Source organism: Pseudanabaena yagii GIHE-NHR1 (assembly GCF_012863495.1).
In the GTDB taxonomy this organism is placed as follows: Bacteria; Cyanobacteriota; Cyanobacteriia; order Pseudanabaenales; family Pseudanabaenaceae; genus Pseudanabaena; species Pseudanabaena yagii.
Genome location: NZ_JAAVJL010000001.1, coordinates 701764 through 717717, shown reverse-complemented (window position 1 = coordinate 717717; position 15954 = coordinate 701764). Strand labels below are relative to the sequence as shown.

At 40.6% G+C, this 15954-nt stretch carries 19 protein-coding genes; 8 read left to right on the top strand and 11 right to left on the bottom strand.

Features of this window, described 5'->3' with window-relative positions; translation table 11 throughout:
- Positions 1 to 240 precede the first annotated feature (240 nt).
- From ruvC to HC246_RS03485, 9 genes are all read right to left on the bottom strand, one after another.
- Positions 241 to 708: a crossover junction endodeoxyribonuclease RuvC gene (ruvC, locus tag HC246_RS03525; protein ID WP_169362182.1), complete on the bottom strand. Its 468-nt coding sequence runs from the start codon at positions 706 to 708 to the stop codon at positions 241 to 243.
- A 216-nt stretch (positions 709 to 924) separates the two neighbouring features.
- Positions 925 to 1392: a DUF192 domain-containing protein gene (locus HC246_RS03520; protein WP_169362181.1), complete on the bottom strand. Its 468-nt coding sequence runs from the start codon at positions 1390 to 1392 to the stop codon at positions 925 to 927.
- A complete protein-coding gene (locus HC246_RS03515; RefSeq protein ID WP_169362180.1) occupies positions 1392 to 2270 on the bottom strand; it encodes an ATP-binding protein in 879 nt (292 codons plus the stop codon). The genes HC246_RS03520 and HC246_RS03515 overlap by 1 nt, the downstream gene beginning before the upstream one ends.
- Before the next feature lie 260 nt (positions 2271 to 2530).
- Positions 2531 to 2830 carry a hypothetical protein gene (locus HC246_RS03510; RefSeq protein WP_169362179.1) on the bottom strand — a complete coding sequence of 100 codons (300 nt, stop codon included), beginning with the start codon at positions 2828 to 2830 and terminating at the stop codon, positions 2531 to 2533.
- Positions 2827 to 3822, bottom strand: coding sequence for a hypothetical protein (locus HC246_RS03505; RefSeq protein ID WP_169362178.1), 996 nt, complete (start codon positions 3820 to 3822; stop codon positions 2827 to 2829). Before HC246_RS03505 ends, HC246_RS03510 begins: the two co-directional genes overlap by 4 nt.
- A 76-nt stretch (positions 3823 to 3898) precedes the next feature.
- Positions 3899 to 4159 (bottom strand): hypothetical protein, encoded by a 261-nt coding sequence (locus tag HC246_RS03500; protein ID WP_169362177.1) that lies wholly within the window; start codon positions 4157 to 4159, stop codon positions 3899 to 3901.
- 20 nt (positions 4160 to 4179) lie between these two features.
- Complete coding sequence (locus HC246_RS03495) at positions 4180 to 4335, bottom strand: hypothetical protein (protein ID WP_169362176.1); 156 nt, start codon at positions 4333 to 4335, stop codon at positions 4180 to 4182.
- Positions 4336 to 4904: 569 nt separating this feature from the next.
- Entirely contained in the window at positions 4905 to 5234 is a 330-nt protein-coding gene (locus HC246_RS03490) for a hypothetical protein (protein ID WP_169362175.1), read from the bottom strand.
- 293 nt (positions 5235 to 5527) lie between these two features.
- A complete protein-coding gene (locus HC246_RS03485) occupies positions 5528 to 6589 on the bottom strand; it encodes a replication initiation factor domain-containing protein (protein ID WP_169362174.1) in 1062 nt (353 codons plus the stop codon).
- Between the two features lie 263 nt (positions 6590 to 6852).
- Here HC246_RS03485 and HC246_RS03480 point away from each other — a divergent pair, with 263 nt between their 5' ends.
- Both HC246_RS03480 and HC246_RS03475 read left to right on the top strand, forming a co-directional pair.
- The gene (locus tag HC246_RS03480; protein ID WP_169362173.1) at positions 6853 to 6993 is read left to right on the top strand and encodes a hypothetical protein; all 141 of its coding nucleotides are present in this window, start codon (positions 6853 to 6855) and stop codon (positions 6991 to 6993) included.
- Between the two features lie 610 nt (positions 6994 to 7603).
- Complete coding sequence (locus HC246_RS03475; RefSeq protein WP_169362172.1) at positions 7604 to 7831, top strand: hypothetical protein; 228 nt, start codon at positions 7604 to 7606, stop codon at positions 7829 to 7831.
- Between the two features lie 309 nt (positions 7832 to 8140).
- Here HC246_RS03475 and HC246_RS03470 read toward each other — a convergent pair whose 3' ends face one another.
- Together HC246_RS03470 and HC246_RS03465 are read right to left on the bottom strand one after the other, a co-directional pair.
- The gene (locus HC246_RS03470) at positions 8141 to 8404 is read right to left on the bottom strand and encodes a hypothetical protein (RefSeq protein ID WP_169362171.1); all 264 of its coding nucleotides are present in this window, start codon (positions 8402 to 8404) and stop codon (positions 8141 to 8143) included.
- A 6-nt stretch (positions 8405 to 8410) separates the two neighbouring features.
- Positions 8411 to 8656 (bottom strand): helix-turn-helix domain-containing protein, encoded by a 246-nt coding sequence (locus tag HC246_RS03465; protein ID WP_169362170.1) that lies wholly within the window; start codon positions 8654 to 8656, stop codon positions 8411 to 8413.
- A gap of 231 nt (positions 8657 to 8887) precedes the next feature.
- Here HC246_RS03465 and HC246_RS03460 point away from each other — a divergent pair, with 231 nt between their 5' ends.
- The 6 genes from HC246_RS03460 (at position 8888) to gyrB (ending at position 15924) form a co-directional block, all read left to right on the top strand.
- Positions 8888 to 9076 carry a hypothetical protein gene (locus HC246_RS03460; protein ID WP_169362169.1) on the top strand — a complete coding sequence of 63 codons (189 nt, stop codon included), beginning with the start codon at positions 8888 to 8890 and terminating at the stop codon, positions 9074 to 9076.
- Positions 9077 to 9078: 2 nt separating this feature from the next.
- Positions 9079 to 9714, top strand: coding sequence for a hypothetical protein (locus HC246_RS03455; RefSeq protein ID WP_169362168.1), 636 nt, complete (start codon positions 9079 to 9081; stop codon positions 9712 to 9714).
- 249 nt (positions 9715 to 9963) lie between these two features.
- Entirely contained in the window at positions 9964 to 11124 is a 1161-nt protein-coding gene (locus HC246_RS03450) for an IS110 family transposase (protein ID WP_169362167.1), read from the top strand.
- A gap of 269 nt (positions 11125 to 11393) precedes the next feature.
- On the top strand, positions 11394 to 11759 hold the full coding sequence (locus HC246_RS03445; protein ID WP_169362166.1) for a DUF4189 domain-containing protein: 366 nt from the start codon (positions 11394 to 11396) through the stop codon (positions 11757 to 11759).
- A 166-nt stretch (positions 11760 to 11925) separates the two neighbouring features.
- Positions 11926 to 12282, top strand: coding sequence for a DUF4189 domain-containing protein (locus HC246_RS03440; RefSeq protein ID WP_169362165.1), 357 nt, complete (start codon positions 11926 to 11928; stop codon positions 12280 to 12282).
- Positions 12283 to 12678: 396 nt separating this feature from the next.
- A complete protein-coding gene (gyrB, locus tag HC246_RS03435; protein ID WP_169362164.1) occupies positions 12679 to 15924 on the top strand; it encodes a DNA topoisomerase (ATP-hydrolyzing) subunit B in 3246 nt (1081 codons plus the stop codon).
- Positions 15925 to 15954 lie beyond the last annotated feature (30 nt).

Below are 15954 nucleotides of genomic sequence, written 5' to 3'. Positions count from 1 at the left end.
AAAAGTAATACATTGAGGGGTGATCATGCATGACAAACGTGATCACATTCTTAAGACTACGCAATAGTAAAGCTATCCTCAATATTCTCTATTACTTATAGGGAAATTGACATTTACCTGAAGAAATAAGTTCCTACAGCGCTTTGCGCTCAAACCCGAACCAAGAAAATTTTTGAAAGTGTTGTAAAGCAACACTTTCAAAAATTTTCTTGGTTCGTTTGATCGGAAATTGCTGTAATTTCAGGCAATGAGCCAACAGGTCAATGCTGCCGCGATCGCATCAGCAGCATCATCAGGTCGAGGAATATTTTCTAAACCGAGTTCTCGCTTAACTGCTTCCTGCACATCACTCTTATCCGCATTACCATGCCCTGTCAGAGCTTGTTTGATTTGCGGTGGTGAAAATTCGACAGGTTCAATATTGTGTTGATTGAGAACTAAAACGATTACTCCTCGCGCTTGAGCAACATTTACCAAGTTTCCCATCCGATAGAAAAAGAGCTTTTCCATTCCCACCACTTGCGGCTGAAATTGCTCGAGCAGCGTATGCATATCTTCATAAATAGTCTTTAAGCGATCGCCTATTGGTGTCTGCTTCGGCGTAACGATCGTGCCAAATTCTAATAATTTTGGTGAAGCAGGTTTTTCGACTTCAATCAAGCCAAATCCGACAATTGCTAGACCAGGATCGATTCCTAAAATTTTCATATAAATCATCCTAGCAGAATTTTAGGGCATCATTTCACGGTTAAGTTAAGAGTTTTGTTTTTAAGTGGGAAGAATCCCCAGACAGTTTAAAAACGATATATAGATAAAGACTAAAAAACTCGTTTTTTGTGATCACAAAAAACGAGTTTTTTTAGTTTGATTTTTAACTAAGAAGAAGCGGCGCTGAAGCGCCGCTTATTTGTGTGTAGTTAAAAATTAAAGGGATAAAGAATTACCTGTCTGTAAACCTAGCTTATTTGCTAGTCCTGCTCTAATCTCTAGTACTTTATCTACAAATATAGGCTGACTAGGATAAACAGGGCATGTAGGCAATTTACAAGGCTGAACATCATTGGCTATAAAAAGTACTTTGCCTTGGTTGAGAAAAATAATGTCAAGGGGAGCGATAGTATTTTTCATCCAGAAAGTTACTGGTCTAGGTGGATTAAAGACAAAAAGCATACCTCGGTTATCTGGTAAGGCTTCTCTAGACATTAAACCTTTTGATAGCTGCTCTTCAGTAGATGCTACTTCTAAGTCAATTTTATGATCGGAAATAGTTACTGATGATGATATGGGCAAAAACTGAGGGGGAACTGTTGGAAGTGGTTGCGGAAGATGAGGGGCGCAGGATACAAGGGATATGGACAACAAGGCAACGGGAACAATTTTAGAGGAGTACATCAGTTATTTACCTTTCGCACAGATATAAATTTGGCAACAGTGGGGGGACTCTGGACAGATCGGGAAGGTGAGAGGGGTACAAAAAGGTGAGTAACATTTGAAGTAGGTACAGCAATGGCTTTTGAACTATCAAAACAGGCAAATAACAGGGTAAATCTATCACTGTTTACTAGTAGATAATCCCGTACTTTAGGGATATCCCAGTTACGAGGGATAAGAAAAAAAAGAAAAATAAGCTTACGAAGTTCTGCCAGTAACCAAGCGAGAGGGGGAAGGTCAATGCCGTAGTTAAGTGCTGCAAGCTTAGGCTTAATAGGATGATGTCTAAAAGGTAGATCAGTTTCATATTGCTCGAATCTTCTTCGATTAAAGTGGTATCTAGACCTAAATAACAATTGAGGAAGGTTTAACTTTTTGCTGTATTTTGTCTCAGCAAAGCAAAATACAAAGTGTTGAGTTTGTTCTCTAAAGGTTTTGTCAATTTGCTCTACATATTGATATGTAAGTATCAAATGTATGTTTAGTTTCCTTAGCTGAGATAACTTTAAAAGAAAGTCTTTTGTAGTGCTTTTCCAAAATCTGGCATGAAATAGGCTGCCAGCTTCATCACAGATTACTACTGAGTTACGGAAGTCTAGTAAAGATGAGGGTTCAAGGTTGCCATAGTAATAAAATGGTCTATGTTCTAATAACCAGTTCAAACCTTGAGAACGACAATAAACGATAAGTGCTTCATAGTTAAGAAGCATATTTGTAGCTATTCGCTTATGGTATTTGTTGGCAAGATATAGACCAAGTTCTAAGGAGTATAAGGATTTACCTGAACCAAATTCACCAATGATTGCTGTAAGGTTTGGTACTTGTAGTTCTTTAGCCATTAATTTCTTAATTAATCGTTATACCATCTACATTTTTCATCAATACACCAGCTAGGAAATACCTTATTAGAGCAGTGTTCAAAATTACCACAAAGACAATCAGATGGAGACATCGGTACATAAGGCTTGAAATATTCCCGAGCATATTGAGGGAAAGTCCAAAAATAAAGAAAAATATTGCGAGAAACAAAATAAATGCGATAAACAAAAAGAGGAAATATCAAACGAATAGATAAAAAACGCATAATTTTATTCACCATCTATACAAAGGGTAAAAGTTTCCAAATTTTGAAAATCATCAATAATGAAATCATGCCTAAAACGCCGTTGATAACCTCTACCAATACCTCACCACCTATCATTGGGTATGATTGCTGAAATGATGTAACCCAAGAAGCTATGGTCATTCCTTGCGGTGTGTCTGGAAATACTCCTTTAACAAGATCAATCAACATGATCATGAAGGTGTTAACTGCACCATTTGGATCGATGATGCAAGCCAATATCAAAAAGAAGATTATGGCGAAGGTGGCAAACCACCAATCTGCTAAAAAGCTCATAAGTTTACAAAGCAGTAAATTGCAAAGTTAGTCCAAACTATCCATTTGATAACGCGAACAATATCCCTAATAAAACAAAGCTGAGCAGATGTGCCCCAACTTGTAATAACTGGACAAGCCATCTGAGTATTACTTGCAGGTAGTGGCGCAAACATGCCAAAGGGGAATTTGTTACCAAATCCTTGAGCACTTACTGCATAAGCCAAAAAGTTAGTACGGGAAAATACAAAACCCGGATTTTGTGGTGTAGTAGGTGCTTTAGTTGGATCTGCTGCATCGGCGGCGGCGGCGGCGGCAGCGGCGGCGGCTCCATTGGCTTTATCTTTATCTGCCTGTGTTGCAGCAGGATTACCATTTACAAGTCCTGCTGCACCTGCGGCTGCGGCGGCTGCGGTTTGTGCACCTGCTACATCTTTCTTATTTGCAAAGTCCCGGGCAGCAGCGGCGGCGGCGGCGGCGGCTTCTGCATATATCTGAGGATCTGTTAAACCTTGCGCGGCAGATTGGGGAGTAGCTGGAGATGCTGTACAGGAGGGAGAGGGAGCCATATAACAACCTGAAGGATCTAACCGAGCACAAAAAGCTAATCCAACAGGGTCTGTTGCTGAGGGAAAAGAACCCGAACCCATCCAAGGAACTCCAGAAAAGGCAGGAACAGGATACCAAACTGTACAGGATGAATAATCCGCAGGAGCTTGGGACATTGCCTGATTTTGGAGGTTCTGCATAGCCTGAGAACCTAAGTAACCTAAAGCTGCAACACCACCCGCAATAGTAATTGCTTCTTTACTAGGAAGAGTTCCAGCAAAAAAAGGATTTGTAGGATTTGGATTAACAATTGCACCACGAACGGCGCTAGCAGCATTAGAGGGAGAAATTAAACCATCTCTAACACAACTCTGAGCATTTGCTGCATTAGTAAGACAACCATTCAAAGAAGTTTGAGAGTAAACAGGTTCTAAAAACTGTAGTAATAAAAAAAGTACTCCCATCACTACAGCTGTGGCTCTTCGTTTCAAGGAGTACTTTGTCATAAAGTTTTAGTTGGATACGGTGTAGGTGTTAACTCTACGAATAAAGGTAGCGTTTAAATAGCAATGCGGCAGCGGCAAAGACTACGGCAGCTACGGCAATAGGCTGAATTACTCCAACCAATGTACCGATGGCGGCGGCATCAGTGTTCATCTGGGTGATCGCTGTTGATGCGGTGGACTGTGCATTACTTGGTTCACCAAATAAGGTGATTGCACCACCTGCTGTAGATGCACCTGCTCCTAAGAGAATTAGGCGATTGGTTTTAAATTGTTTTTCGGTCAATTTTGTGTCCATAGATTTAGACTTTCCTTTTTCTATTGATAAAGTGAACGGATTACTCTGGAGATTAACCAGAGGATGCCTTGCATTCCAAAGACCACTACTGCAAAGCCGACTGCCCACTGAACGGCGATTTGGGCATTTGCTGCAATGTTAAATTGCACTGTTGAGATGATTAGCGAGGTAATCATTTTTTTAATGAGTTTAGATATTTGATAACTAAGGTCACTCCTAGGTAAACTAAGGCTAGTACTACTGATTGCACGAATCCTTCCTGTAACTTTCCATAAAAGGAAGCATCCATATAATTAGGAAGAGTCGCTATAATGCCACCACTTGGTACTGAAAAATTTGGATAGACTAAGGTAGGAGAAGAACCATTTATAACAATATTGTTAGCCCGACATTTAAAGTCTGAATCAAGATTGCCAATTGGACAGTCACTAGGGAGGTTCCAGTAGTAGGGTTAGACTGAGCTATTAGAGTACGTTCCATATTAATAACCAGCTAGCATTTTAGTTATTACCCAACAAACAGAATGGAACATTAATGCCCATATTGCCCACATGAGGCATTCTGCTAAGGCTGGATGTATGTCTATATAGGTCATGGTCTGGATTAATACTTGAAGTATCTTCTAAATAGCAATATGCCCCACAATGTCGGATACATCTTTGCTCCAATATCTATCGACCATTTACACAGGGTTATAATCTGTGTATATATCTCAGCGCTTGGTGATGGATCCATAGTTGACCTACTAGGCTTTTACCTGTTCTTTTGCAAGTAAGGCGGGAAAGTCTAGGTCAACAGAACGAATAAATTTTGCATTGACAAATACCTGATCAACTCCCCCAGACCGACGCGGTACTAGAGCAAATTCAACGTCATAAACAGCAGGTAGTTTGTCAAATAGATTCTTTTGAGATAGTTCGATACGTGATTCAATAGGAATCCATCCATTACGGCTACTGCTTCCAGATGAAGCTGCTCTAGAAAGATATGTGAAGGATGCGCCCTGCTTGCGCTCTCCTGTATCTTGCTTAACGTAGTCGTAAGATGAAATCCCTATGCAGGTTACTAAGGGCATAAATTTAGTCTGAACGTTATATGTTCACTTAAGCATTTACATACTTACGTTTCAAGAACGGGAACCGTATGATAACTTTATCTATGGTTATCATTAATACCATCAGAGTTATTCAATAGTTCTGAAATGTATTGATATTGCTTTGATGTAATCCTGAATTGATACGGAACAGTGTCAATGGGCGGTACTTGCTCCAGACATAAACCCTGACTAGGCTCATGAGGAAATCTATATGCAGAACAATCACATACCAATTGACGATTTACTCTGACTGAGAAATAGATTGACATTTTTTAGAATGGTGTTAGTGGTGGCAATGGACGAGGATCTATGTATCGGTCATATAGTCTTAATGCTTCGTTGATTGCGCCGCGGTGAACTGATTTCATTCTTTGCCGTCCTGATGCAATTCTTTCTTTTAGCCAGTCGTCAAAGTTGCAAGTTATGCGATCGCAAAATTCTTCAACTACTGCTAATGTCGTTTCAACTTGATGCTCTATCCAGTTCATGGATGCTTCAATTGTTGGCTTTGCTCGCCGACATAGTAGGTGGACTGGGTGCGCTTCAAGTCTTGTAATGAAGGCATTCCACCACAGAAGCTGTATGTCATTGTCTCGAAAGTCGATGGCGGATACTACTAAGTTTGCGATCGCTTTTGCAAAACTCTCGGCGGAGAGTAAATAGTCAAGAACGTTTTTGGTGTAGTCGTCTTTATATTCGACTTCTAGTCGGTAAGCATCAATCTCGCCTTTGCTTTCTACGGATTTGTTGTAGAAGCGGGTTAGTTTGTTGCCGTTGCGACGACCCATGTAAACGGTGAAGCCTTGCTCTTCTTCTGAGTCAGAACTCTCGAAGTTTTCAATGAAGCTCATCTTGCGGAATCCGTGATGATGTCCTCTTTGATAGGCGGTTTTGAAATATTGGGGCTTTAATGATTTGCTGTAGTCGTCAATTGCTAGGTCAATTCTGGTAAATCTTGTTTCTAGGGTGATTAGAAATAGGAGGAATTGGCGCAGGTTGTCGAAGTTTGCGCCGATCAGTGTTTTTCCTGTGAGACTTAGCCAACAGTCTAGTTTATTGTCGTCGTCAATATTCCAGCCGAGGATTGAGCCTCTTATGGTGCGGATTGAGTGGGTGAAGTGTCTACCTTTATAGAGGGGACGATCATCGTCTCTTATCCATTCGTCGCTACAAATATCGGTTACTAAACTTAGAAAGTATTCAAACTCTCCATAGTCAGAGAGTTTGAAACATCCTTGGAGCCAGTCCAAGACGGCTGTAAATTGGTTCTCCATAGCTGGAGCTTCTGAGAGAACCGACCCCGTATTACCTAACGGGGTTTGATAAATTTCCATCAGCAGTCCTTATTCAGTTTTAGATTGAGTGATATCCGTTTATATCAATTTGGGTTATGGATTGATATCCTTATCAGAATTACTGATAAGCTAAAATTGCTAAAATTTCCTAACTACCTATAAACAATACTTATGATTCGCGGAGCGTGCATTGCTTTAACTTGCCTCTTTATTGGTGGTTTCTTCGGATACCAGTTTGCATCAACAGAAATTAATAGAAAGTTGTCAGAGATTGAGAGAAAAAGCTCAGGAGGAAAATAGTAATGATTGCTAAAGGATTTACAATCGGTCTTATCTGCCTTGTATTGGGAGGAGTGATCGGGTTCAAGGTTAAGTACCTTGAAGTACAGACGGAAGCCAAAGGAATAATGCAAGGAATTGAAATGGGGAAAAAGTCTAAATAATTGATTTTGATGAAATGGCGTAGATTGTTCTGCTTAGTTACATAACCCGACGCTCATACGCCGCGAGGCTCAGAAACAACGGTTGCTCGAACAGATTTTTTGCTTTCTCTTCTCCTAAAGCGCACAGATCGGCGAGTCGCACCGCAAAAAATAACTCGCTTTTTGTTTATCGGATTTTTTTGCAGCACTATGCGCTAGGCATTACCCGTCATGCAAAAAAATCCGCCTGATATACCTATATCTCTCTACGCTCCTAGCCGCGAGGCTGCATCAAAACATTTTAAGCATTCATTGCGCTATGACGCGCGACCCATGAATACTTAAAATTTTTGATGTGACTGCTTTAGTTTTTAATCCCTATTAGGGTTTTAAGGTGTTGCCAACCCCGCCCACCCACCAATACTATTCTGGCAAATGTATCAACGACAAAAATAATACAACAAGCAAAGGAAATCTTTAAAAAGGATGCTACGCGAAAGGAATTAATTTACTGGGGAATTTTTTTGCACAGAAATTCTAGTGAAAAGCAAATATTGGATAGAGTGCAAAAAAATTCGGTGCAATCGCCAGCCACGTTCCGCGAAAAAAAGTAGGAGGAACGCGATTGCACATGTCTGCAAAAAGGAAAGTGGAACAACCCACCAATACTATTCTGGCAAATGTATCAACGACAAAAATAATACAACAAGCAAAGGAAATCTTTAAAAAGGATGCTACGCGAAAGGAATTAATTTACTGGGGAATTTTTTTGCACAGAAATTCTAGTGAAAAGCAAATATTGGATAGAGTGCAAAAAAATTCGGTGCAATCGCCAGCCACGTTCCGCGAAAAAAAGTAGGAGGAACGCGATTGCACATGTCTGCAAAAAGGAAAGTGGAACAACTCACCAATACTATTCTGGCAAGTGTATCAACGACAAAAATAATACAAAATATATGTTCATCGACTCGTAATCTAATGCTGCTATATAGTCTGTAGTAAGTGTTATGTGAACTATATAATCTGGTATTCCATAATATTTTGATAGCGATCGCACCTGTGACTTCATTGATCGCCGAGCCATTTCTAATGTTACTTTTGGCTCTATTTCTATTTCTATCTCTGATTCTGGAAATATCGCTAATTGACAGTATTTCATTTAGTGTAACTAGTCTCCAATAAGACAGCAAAGGTAACCTTGTTCAGTTTTTATGCCCCAAGTAGAGCTATCTATCCAAATTCTACGATGTGGGTTGGAGCTAGTATGCATAGATATTGCTTCTAATTCTGATAATGCTAGCGTCCAGTGAACGGACATAGAACCATTAACAATAACTGGGAAATAAAATCGTTCAGAATTTACTTTGACTTCTGGCTCTATTTCTATTTCTATCTCTGATTCTGGAAATATCGCTAATTGACAGTATTTCATTTGCTTTCAGTCACCTTGCCGTGATTGATCTATAGGTTGTGGTGCAAAGGTATTCGGGAGCTTATCAATAGTAGTACCTAACAAAGTAGCCAAAGTTCGCCACTCATCAAGAGTGAGACGAGCAGGAGTTTTTCCTGTAAACCAATTACTCACAGTATTTTTAGTAACACCGAGAGTTTTTGCTATTTCAGTCTGAGTAACACCACGAATAGCCATGAGAGGAATATAGGGGGATTGAATATCTTTAGTCATTATTATACAAACAAAATATTACTTTGTACAAAATGATTGTGTTTTTTGCACAAATTGATTTACACTAAATTCAACAAACGAAAAGCAGCGCTTAACCATATTTAGTTAAACGCCGCCCCAGTTGTATTAAGCCAATTGTCGCATATACATCACCACAGGCTAGAGACTCCCTACACCGTAGGTAGCTGTTGATTTTGAGACATTGGCTTCTAACTAAAAATTGAGGTAGTTATGACAAAACCGATCAGCTATTACTACAGTTCTCGCATCAAGCCTATGCCTGAAGATGTCGAAAATTGGCTCGAAAATCTTCCCGCTATTCACAAGTTGAAGATTGCAAAGGCTTTACTTAGCCAGATTGATGACTCTTTCAGTGCACCATCCAAACCAGTAGCAGGAATTATTTACGAGGTGAATTAATCATGGCTGAGTTCCTAATCAATGAACGGTCTAGAGCTTTACTACATCTTATTGATGCCTTCAAGTTGTCTGAGTCTGAACTTAGAGATGTTTGGGATGGTATCTTCAATCGAATCTCTGAAATTGCAGAGATTGTAAGGGATGAGGAAAAAGGAAAATTTCCTAGCAAAAAACCACTAACTAGTGAAGTAGTTGAAGAGATGATAGAGGATTATCCTGATTATCCAAACAGTGTATTTAAACCTATTGGTTTTGATGACCCAATGATGTATGCATGTGATATGTGTCAAGGAAGTGGATACATTGAGTCAACTGATGATACAGAAGACTGGGAATGTCCTAAATGTGATGGAAGCGGTGTACTGAGTGAAGACTATATAGTAAGCCAAGAGTTAAAGGATGAGGAGGATAATCTCGAAGAGCTAGTTGATGATGAAGAGGATAAAATGAGCCTCTGTCCTAGATGTCATGGAAATGGTGAACTTGAAAGCTTTCACGAATTGAGAAAATGTGATATGTGCGGAGGCACAGGAACATTAGATCATGATGTAGAAGAGCTAGTTGATAGTGATGAGTTTGAAGAGTTAATGGAAGAGTATATAGCAGAGGTAGAAGAAAAAGGCGGTATACCTTTCTAAATGACTAATCAGCACCTGTCTAGTTCTTAACTAGGCAGTATGCTGATGTGTCCAAAGCATCAGCAGGTAGATGAGGGTCTAGGGGAAGAAACAAGCCTCAAAGCTTAATTTTATTCAAAGACCCCGTTAGCCTTATTTCGGTTTAGATTGAGTGAATCGAACCCCGATGTAGTGAGGGTTCTAGGGTGATTCTTAAACCTGCCCGTAAGGGATTGGAATTTAAACACTTAGCCACAATGGAATATCTTTATGCGTATTCTTGGGATTGATATCTGCAAGGGTAGCGTTGTCGCTTGCCTTCTTACAGAGCGTCCAAATGAACCTCGACAATTTTTATTTAAGACTGAGTTCTTTAATTGCAAAGCTGATGTTACTGGTCTAAAAACTTTATTAGACCTAAAGCCTGATATAGCAGTCATGGAACCCACTGGAGTTAATTACTCTAAGTTGTGGGGAACTCATCTAGTTAGAGCTGGATGTCGTGTAATGCTTGTTTCACATAACAAGTTAGCCAGACATCGGGAACATCTAGATATGCCTGATAAATCAGATGAATCTGATGCCTTTGCTCTTGCTTGCTATTGGTGGGACTATCACGATCAACCTCGTAGATTTCTACAAGACCGGGACCAAGTATCTGCAAAGATTAGAGAAAAGGTGCTGAGATTAGGACATCTTGCGAGAGTGCAAAGTCCTATCATTAACCGAATTCGGCAAGATCTTGCTTGGCAATTCCCAGAGGTTGCTATGAGTCAAGGTGTAGTGATGTGGGAATGGTTAGCACTGGAAAAGGAAAGCAAGAGATACGACAGGATTTACAGCGAAACTGTAGGTCTAGGTATTGAAACCAGTACACACCGTCATGCTAAACGCCTGATTGATATTTGGGCTGAAGAGAGAGAAATTGAGGCGGAACTTGAAGAGTTAATGGCTGATTCTAGGTTTATTAAATATCGTCAGGTGTTTGATAAGTGGGGATTTGGTCGAAGGGTTCAAGCTATTCTTTTAAGTCAGATTTTCCCGATTGAAAGTTTCCTCGATGATGATGGTAAACCTATTATTCAATGGGGCAAGTCTCGCAGGAAAAAGGATAAACGTATTAAGCGTCATATCAGCTTGAGACGGTTTACTAAAGCTCTTGGTTGTGCTCCTACTGAAAGAAGCTCTGGTGACAAGGAGAGTAAAAAAATTGTTGGCGGATCTGATGTATGCCGAGTTGCTCTATGGCAGTGGTTATTTACGAGGATTGAGCCGATAAAATACAGACCGAAAAATGATATCGGGGAAACAATAGGCAGAATCGTGGACGATATGAAACAAGGAGGTAGACCAATTAGACTTATAAGAATGACTGCGATCGCTAAAGCTACTAAACTATTATTTAAAGACCTAGTAGATATACTGGAATAAATTAAGAGGTAATTTTCATATTGTTTGAGAATTACCTCTTAAAAAATCTAGGTAATTTACTAGAGTGAATAAAAAAATCTTAGTATTGTGTTGCTATAGGGATGAACGATACGTCGCATAGGGGATCAGTTTTAACTAAAGAACAATGGTTCTGTAGAAATGCTTTGCCATGCTGCAAAACAATGATTTCTTGGTTGTACTGCTAAACCCTATTAAATTGCCGAACTCTAAGTTAGATAGTGTTTATTCTCAATAATTTTGGAGAGCATATGAAAAAGTATCTAGGATTTATTGCAGCCACATTTCTTTTAGTTGAGGGATTTGGTGTTGGTGCAGCAATGGCTGGCGACAAGTATGGGGCGGTAGCCACTGGAGCCAATGGCGCTTATGGCTATTCCTATAACTATGACACTAGAGAAGACGCAGAAAATGCTGCCCTTTATGAATGTGGCGGTACTTGCTCAGTTCAAGTTTGGTTTGCGAATGCTTGTGGAGCCGTAGCTAAAGGTGATGGTGCAACTGGTTGGGCTTGGAATGTCAGTAAAACTGCGGCTCAAAATAATGCTGTAGCTAGTTGTTATGATTACGGCGGCTCTAACTGTCAAGTTGTCGCTTGGGCTTGCACAGATCGTTAAAAATGCAAATCAAACCTTAAGAAGCATACTTTGTAAGCTTCTTAAGGTTTGCAGTTTTTTAGGTTTGTTTAAGCACACCCCTTTGGGGTGCGCTTAAACCATTTTGGGGTGCTATATATCCAGACATTTAGGGAATGATTAACTTATTTAGACTATTAGGAAAACCATGAAAAAGTATCTAGGATTTATTGCCGCCACCTTTCTTTTGGTTGAAGGCTTTGGGATTGGAGCAGCGATCGCTGGTAGCCAATATGGAGCAGTCGCCACTGGTCCCAATGGAGCCTATGGCTGGGCTTATAACTTTGATAGTGCAGAGGGCGCAAAACAATACGCACTTTCTGCTTGTGAAGGTAGTTGTACAGAAGTAGTTACTTTTAGTAATGGCTGTGCTGCCGTTGCTAAAGGTGGTGGCTATTTTGGATGGGCGGCGGCTACAGACGAAACAACTGCTAAAAACAATGCTCTTGGTTACTGTGGCAATGATAGCTGTGCAATTCAGGTATGGGCTTGCACAGATCATTAGGATTTACATTTCCAGCATTAAAGACTTTTTGTAAAAGCTTTGTTTAGCAAGGCTTTTTAAGTTATTCCGAACTCGTATTTTTCAACGTCAGTTAAACAAATAGCGAAAAATGGTAAGAAGCACTTAGTGCTTCTTACCATTTTTCGCTATTTGCGTTGTGCTTCTCATAGTGCAAATAGCTATATCGAACTCACGGTTTTTTACGCGATTAATGGAGGTACATAAAAACTTATTCTGAGATGGTCTCGACATATCTGTAAGGCTTTTAAGCTATAATGGCAGAGTGTTTTTTAATCTTGACTCAAAAAACACCCTAAAACACTATCAAGAGCGCTTGTAAAGTTTTTCTTTAAAGCACCCTTGAAGACGACATAATTTCTGGAGTTGTTTACCTTCATGCCTGAGATCGTTACAGAAACTTATAATGCCAATCAGATCCAAGTATTAGAAGGTCTAGAAGCAGTTCGTAAGCGACCTGGGATGTATATCGGTTCAACGGGACCTAAAGGATTACATCATCTAGTATTTGAAGTTGTTGATAATAGCGTTGATGAAGCCCTTGCAGGACATTGCGATCATATCTTAGTTGAGCTAATGCCCGATGGATCTGTATGCGTGTCAGACAATGGTCGTGGTATTCCCACCGACACCCACCCCAAAACTGGTAAATCTGCCCTTGAAACTGTATTAACCGTTCTCCATGCAGGGGGCAAATTCGGTGATGGTGGGTACAAGGTATCAGGTGGTTTGCACGGTGTTGGTATTTCTGTAGTTAATGCCCTTTCCGAATGGGTAGAAGTCTCCGTATGGCGACTGGACAAAGTTTACAAACAGCGCTACGAAAGGGGCTTTCCCGTTACCGAATTAATTGCGAGTAAGAGTGAAGAAGTCAAACCTCGTCGAGGTACACAGGTGCGTTTCAAGCCTGACTCCCAAATTTTTACCACGCAAACAGAATTTGAATATGATATTCTTGCCAGCCGCCTTAAAGAGCTTGCGTATCTTAATGCTGGCGTAAAAATCGAGTTTTGCGATCGCCGCAGTGAAGAACTACGCACCGATATCTATTGCTATGAAGGTGGCATCCGCGAATATGTCGCTTACATGACTCGTGATAAGGAACCAATTCATCCTGACATTATTTATGTCAATGGTGAACGCGATAATGTTGCTGTTGAAGTAGCATTGCAATGGTGTATTGATTCCTATAATGACAATGTGCTGGGCTTTGCGAATAATATTCGTACCATTGATGGTGGTACGCACCTAGAGGGTCTGAAGACTGTTCTGACCCGCACTATGAATGCCACAGCACGCAGACTGAAGAAGATTAAAGAGAATGAATCAAATCTTGCTGGCGAAAATGTTCGTGAAGGCTTAACTGCGGTTATCTCGGTTAAAGTCACCGATCCCGAATTTGAGGGACAAACTAAAACCAAGTTAGGTAATACGGAAGTACGCGGTATTGTCGATTCCTTTGTAGGTGAAGTTCTCAATGAATATCTAGAGTTCCATCCTGCGGTTGCTACTTCAATTATCGAGAAAGCACTGCAAGCATTTAATGCGGCGGAGGCAGCGCGTCGCGCCCGTGAACTAGTTAGACGTAAATCCGCTTTAGAGTCTTCCACTTTACCAGGGAAACTCGCTGACTGTAGTTCTCGTGACCCTAAAGAATCTGAGATTTTCATCGTTGAGGGAGACTCCGCAGGAGGTTGTTTTGATGGTGATACCCTCGTTGCATTAGTTGATGGACGCAATATTAGTTTCAAGCAATTGGTAGAAGAAGAAAAGGCTGGTAAGCAAAACTTCTGTTACACAATTCGTAATGATGGCACAATTGGTGTTGAGCGGATTATCAATGCCAGAATTACTAAGCAAAATACTGAAGTAATTCGCGTCACTTTGGATAATGGTGAGCAGCTAATTTGCACACCTGATCATCCTTTCATGCTTCGCGATCGCACCTACAAAGCGGCGGCTGAGCTTACCACTGATGATTCATTGATGCCTCTCTATCGCAAGCTTTCTAGTAAAGCAGATAAGGGCATCACCATCGATGGGTATGAAATGGTATGGAATCCCAAATCTGATGGTTGGTTATTCACCCACATGATTGCAGATTGGTACAACCGTTATCAAGGTATTTACCAAGTCGAAGATGGTGATCATTGTCATCATCTTGATTTCAATAAACTTAATAACAATCCAAGCAACCTCAAACGTTTGCCAGCTTCAGAGCATTTGCAATTGCATCAAATTCACGCAGCCAAAACTTTGCATCGTCCTGAAGTGATTGAAAAGTGCCGTCAGTTAAGAACTACTGAAGAATTCCGCGATCGCATGAGTCAGAGAATGCAAGAACCTGCAACCAGAGAAATCCTCTCGCAACAGGCAAAAGCTCAGTGGGAAGATGCTGATTACAAAGCCTATATGACAGCAAAGTGGCGTGAATTTTATGAAAGCAATCCTGATTATCAACAACAAAATCACCAACATTTAGCTCGGTCTCAGCGAGAATATTGGAATAATCCTGAACATCGTCAGCAGCAGTCTATAAGAACAAAAGAATTTTTTGCCCAAAATCCTGAAGCAAGACAACGCTTATCAGAAATTGCACAGCAACAATGGCAAAATCCTGATCTGATCGATTGGCGACGTGTGAAAACTCAGGAGCAATGGACAGATAGCTTTAGAGCAAAACGTAAGGCTGCTTTGCAACAAACCTATTACCGCAAAACCCTAGCTGCTCTTAAACAGATTGCAGTTGAAAATGGGTGTCTTGATTTAGATGCTTATCGTGCTTATCGCATTGATACTCGCGATAAATCTCTACTCAAGTTTGAGACATTTTGCGATCGCTATTTTGAAGGTGATTCTGACCTTGCAGTTGAGGCAGTTGCTAATTACAATCATCGCATTGTCAAGATTGAGAAACTAACCGAGCGCATTGATGTTTATGATATCGAAGTGCCAAATAGTCATAACTTTGCCCTTGCTAGTGGTGTATTTGTGCATAACAGCGCTAAGCAAGGACGCGATCGCCATTATCAAGCAATCCTGCCATTGCGCGGTAAAGTTCTCAATATCGAGCGAGCCGACGATAGCAAGATCTACAAAAATAATGAAATCCAAGCCTTAATTACAGGCTGTGGTCTTGGTATTAAGGGTGAAGACTTTAACGAAGCCCAACTGCGCTATCACAAAATTATCTTGCTAGCTGATGCGGACGTTGATGGAGCGCACATTCGGACATTGCTCTTGACCTTCTTCTATCGCTATCAAAGAGAACTGCTCGATCGCGGCTTTATCTATATCGGTTGTCCTCCACTATATAAGGTGGAGCGTGGTAAAAACCATACCTATTGCTATACCGATCGCGATTTGCAGGAGCTAATAGCTTCTTTCCCGCCTAATGCCAACTACAGCATTCAGCGCTTCAAAGGTTTAGGTGAAATGATGCCGCAACAGCTATGGGAAACAACCATGAACCCTGCCACGCGATCGCTAAAACGTCTCACCATTGAAGATGTTGCCGAAGCTGATCGGATCTTCACAATCTTAATGGGTGATAAAGTTGCACCACGTCGAGAGTTTATCGAGACCTATGGCTCGAAACTTGCCCTTGCAGAACTGGATATCTAAAAGAAAAAAGGCAGCGTTGCTGCCTTTTTT

What these genes read in the sequence shown, in the direction of transcription:
- ruvC (WP_169362182.1), bottom strand. Translation starts at nt 708, where the DNA reads ATGAAAATTTTAGGAATCGATCCTGGTCTAGCAATTGTCGGATTTGGC.
- HC246_RS03520 (WP_169362181.1), bottom strand. Translation starts at nt 1,392, where the DNA reads ATGTACTCCTCTAAAATTGTTCCCGTTGCCTTGTTGTCCATATCCCTT.
- HC246_RS03515 (WP_169362180.1), bottom strand. Translation starts at nt 2,270, where the DNA reads ATGGCTAAAGAACTACAAGTACCAAACCTTACAGCAATCATTGGTGAA.
- HC246_RS03510 (WP_169362179.1), bottom strand. Translation starts at nt 2,830, where the DNA reads ATGAGCTTTTTAGCAGATTGGTGGTTTGCCACCTTCGCCATAATCTTC.
- HC246_RS03505 (WP_169362178.1), bottom strand. Translation starts at nt 3,822, where the DNA reads ATGGGAGTACTTTTTTTATTACTACAGTTTTTAGAACCTGTTTACTCT.
- HC246_RS03500 (WP_169362177.1), bottom strand. Translation starts at nt 4,159, where the DNA reads ATGGACACAAAATTGACCGAAAAACAATTTAAAACCAATCGCCTAATT.
- HC246_RS03495 (WP_169362176.1), bottom strand. Translation starts at nt 4,335, where the DNA reads ATGATTACCTCGCTAATCATCTCAACAGTGCAATTTAACATTGCAGCA.
- HC246_RS03490 (WP_169362175.1), bottom strand. Translation starts at nt 5,234, where the DNA reads ATGCCCTTAGTAACCTGCATAGGGATTTCATCTTACGACTACGTTAAG.
- HC246_RS03485 (WP_169362174.1), bottom strand. Translation starts at nt 6,589, where the DNA reads ATGGAAATTTATCAAACCCCGTTAGGTAATACGGGGTCGGTTCTCTCA.
- HC246_RS03480 (WP_169362173.1), top strand. Translation starts at nt 6,853, where the DNA reads ATGATTGCTAAAGGATTTACAATCGGTCTTATCTGCCTTGTATTGGGA.
- HC246_RS03475 (WP_169362172.1), top strand. Translation starts at nt 7,604, where the DNA reads ATGTCTGCAAAAAGGAAAGTGGAACAACCCACCAATACTATTCTGGCA.
- HC246_RS03470 (WP_169362171.1), bottom strand. Translation starts at nt 8,404, where the DNA reads ATGAAATACTGTCAATTAGCGATATTTCCAGAATCAGAGATAGAAATA.
- HC246_RS03465 (WP_169362170.1), bottom strand. Translation starts at nt 8,656, where the DNA reads ATGACTAAAGATATTCAATCCCCCTATATTCCTCTCATGGCTATTCGT.
- HC246_RS03460 (WP_169362169.1), top strand. Translation starts at nt 8,888, where the DNA reads ATGACAAAACCGATCAGCTATTACTACAGTTCTCGCATCAAGCCTATG.
- HC246_RS03455 (WP_169362168.1), top strand. Translation starts at nt 9,079, where the DNA reads ATGGCTGAGTTCCTAATCAATGAACGGTCTAGAGCTTTACTACATCTT.
- HC246_RS03450 (WP_169362167.1), top strand. Translation starts at nt 9,964, where the DNA reads ATGCGTATTCTTGGGATTGATATCTGCAAGGGTAGCGTTGTCGCTTGC.
- HC246_RS03445 (WP_169362166.1), top strand. Translation starts at nt 11,394, where the DNA reads ATGAAAAAGTATCTAGGATTTATTGCAGCCACATTTCTTTTAGTTGAG.
- HC246_RS03440 (WP_169362165.1), top strand. Translation starts at nt 11,926, where the DNA reads ATGAAAAAGTATCTAGGATTTATTGCCGCCACCTTTCTTTTGGTTGAA.
- gyrB (WP_169362164.1), top strand. Translation starts at nt 12,679, where the DNA reads ATGCCTGAGATCGTTACAGAAACTTATAATGCCAATCAGATCCAAGTA.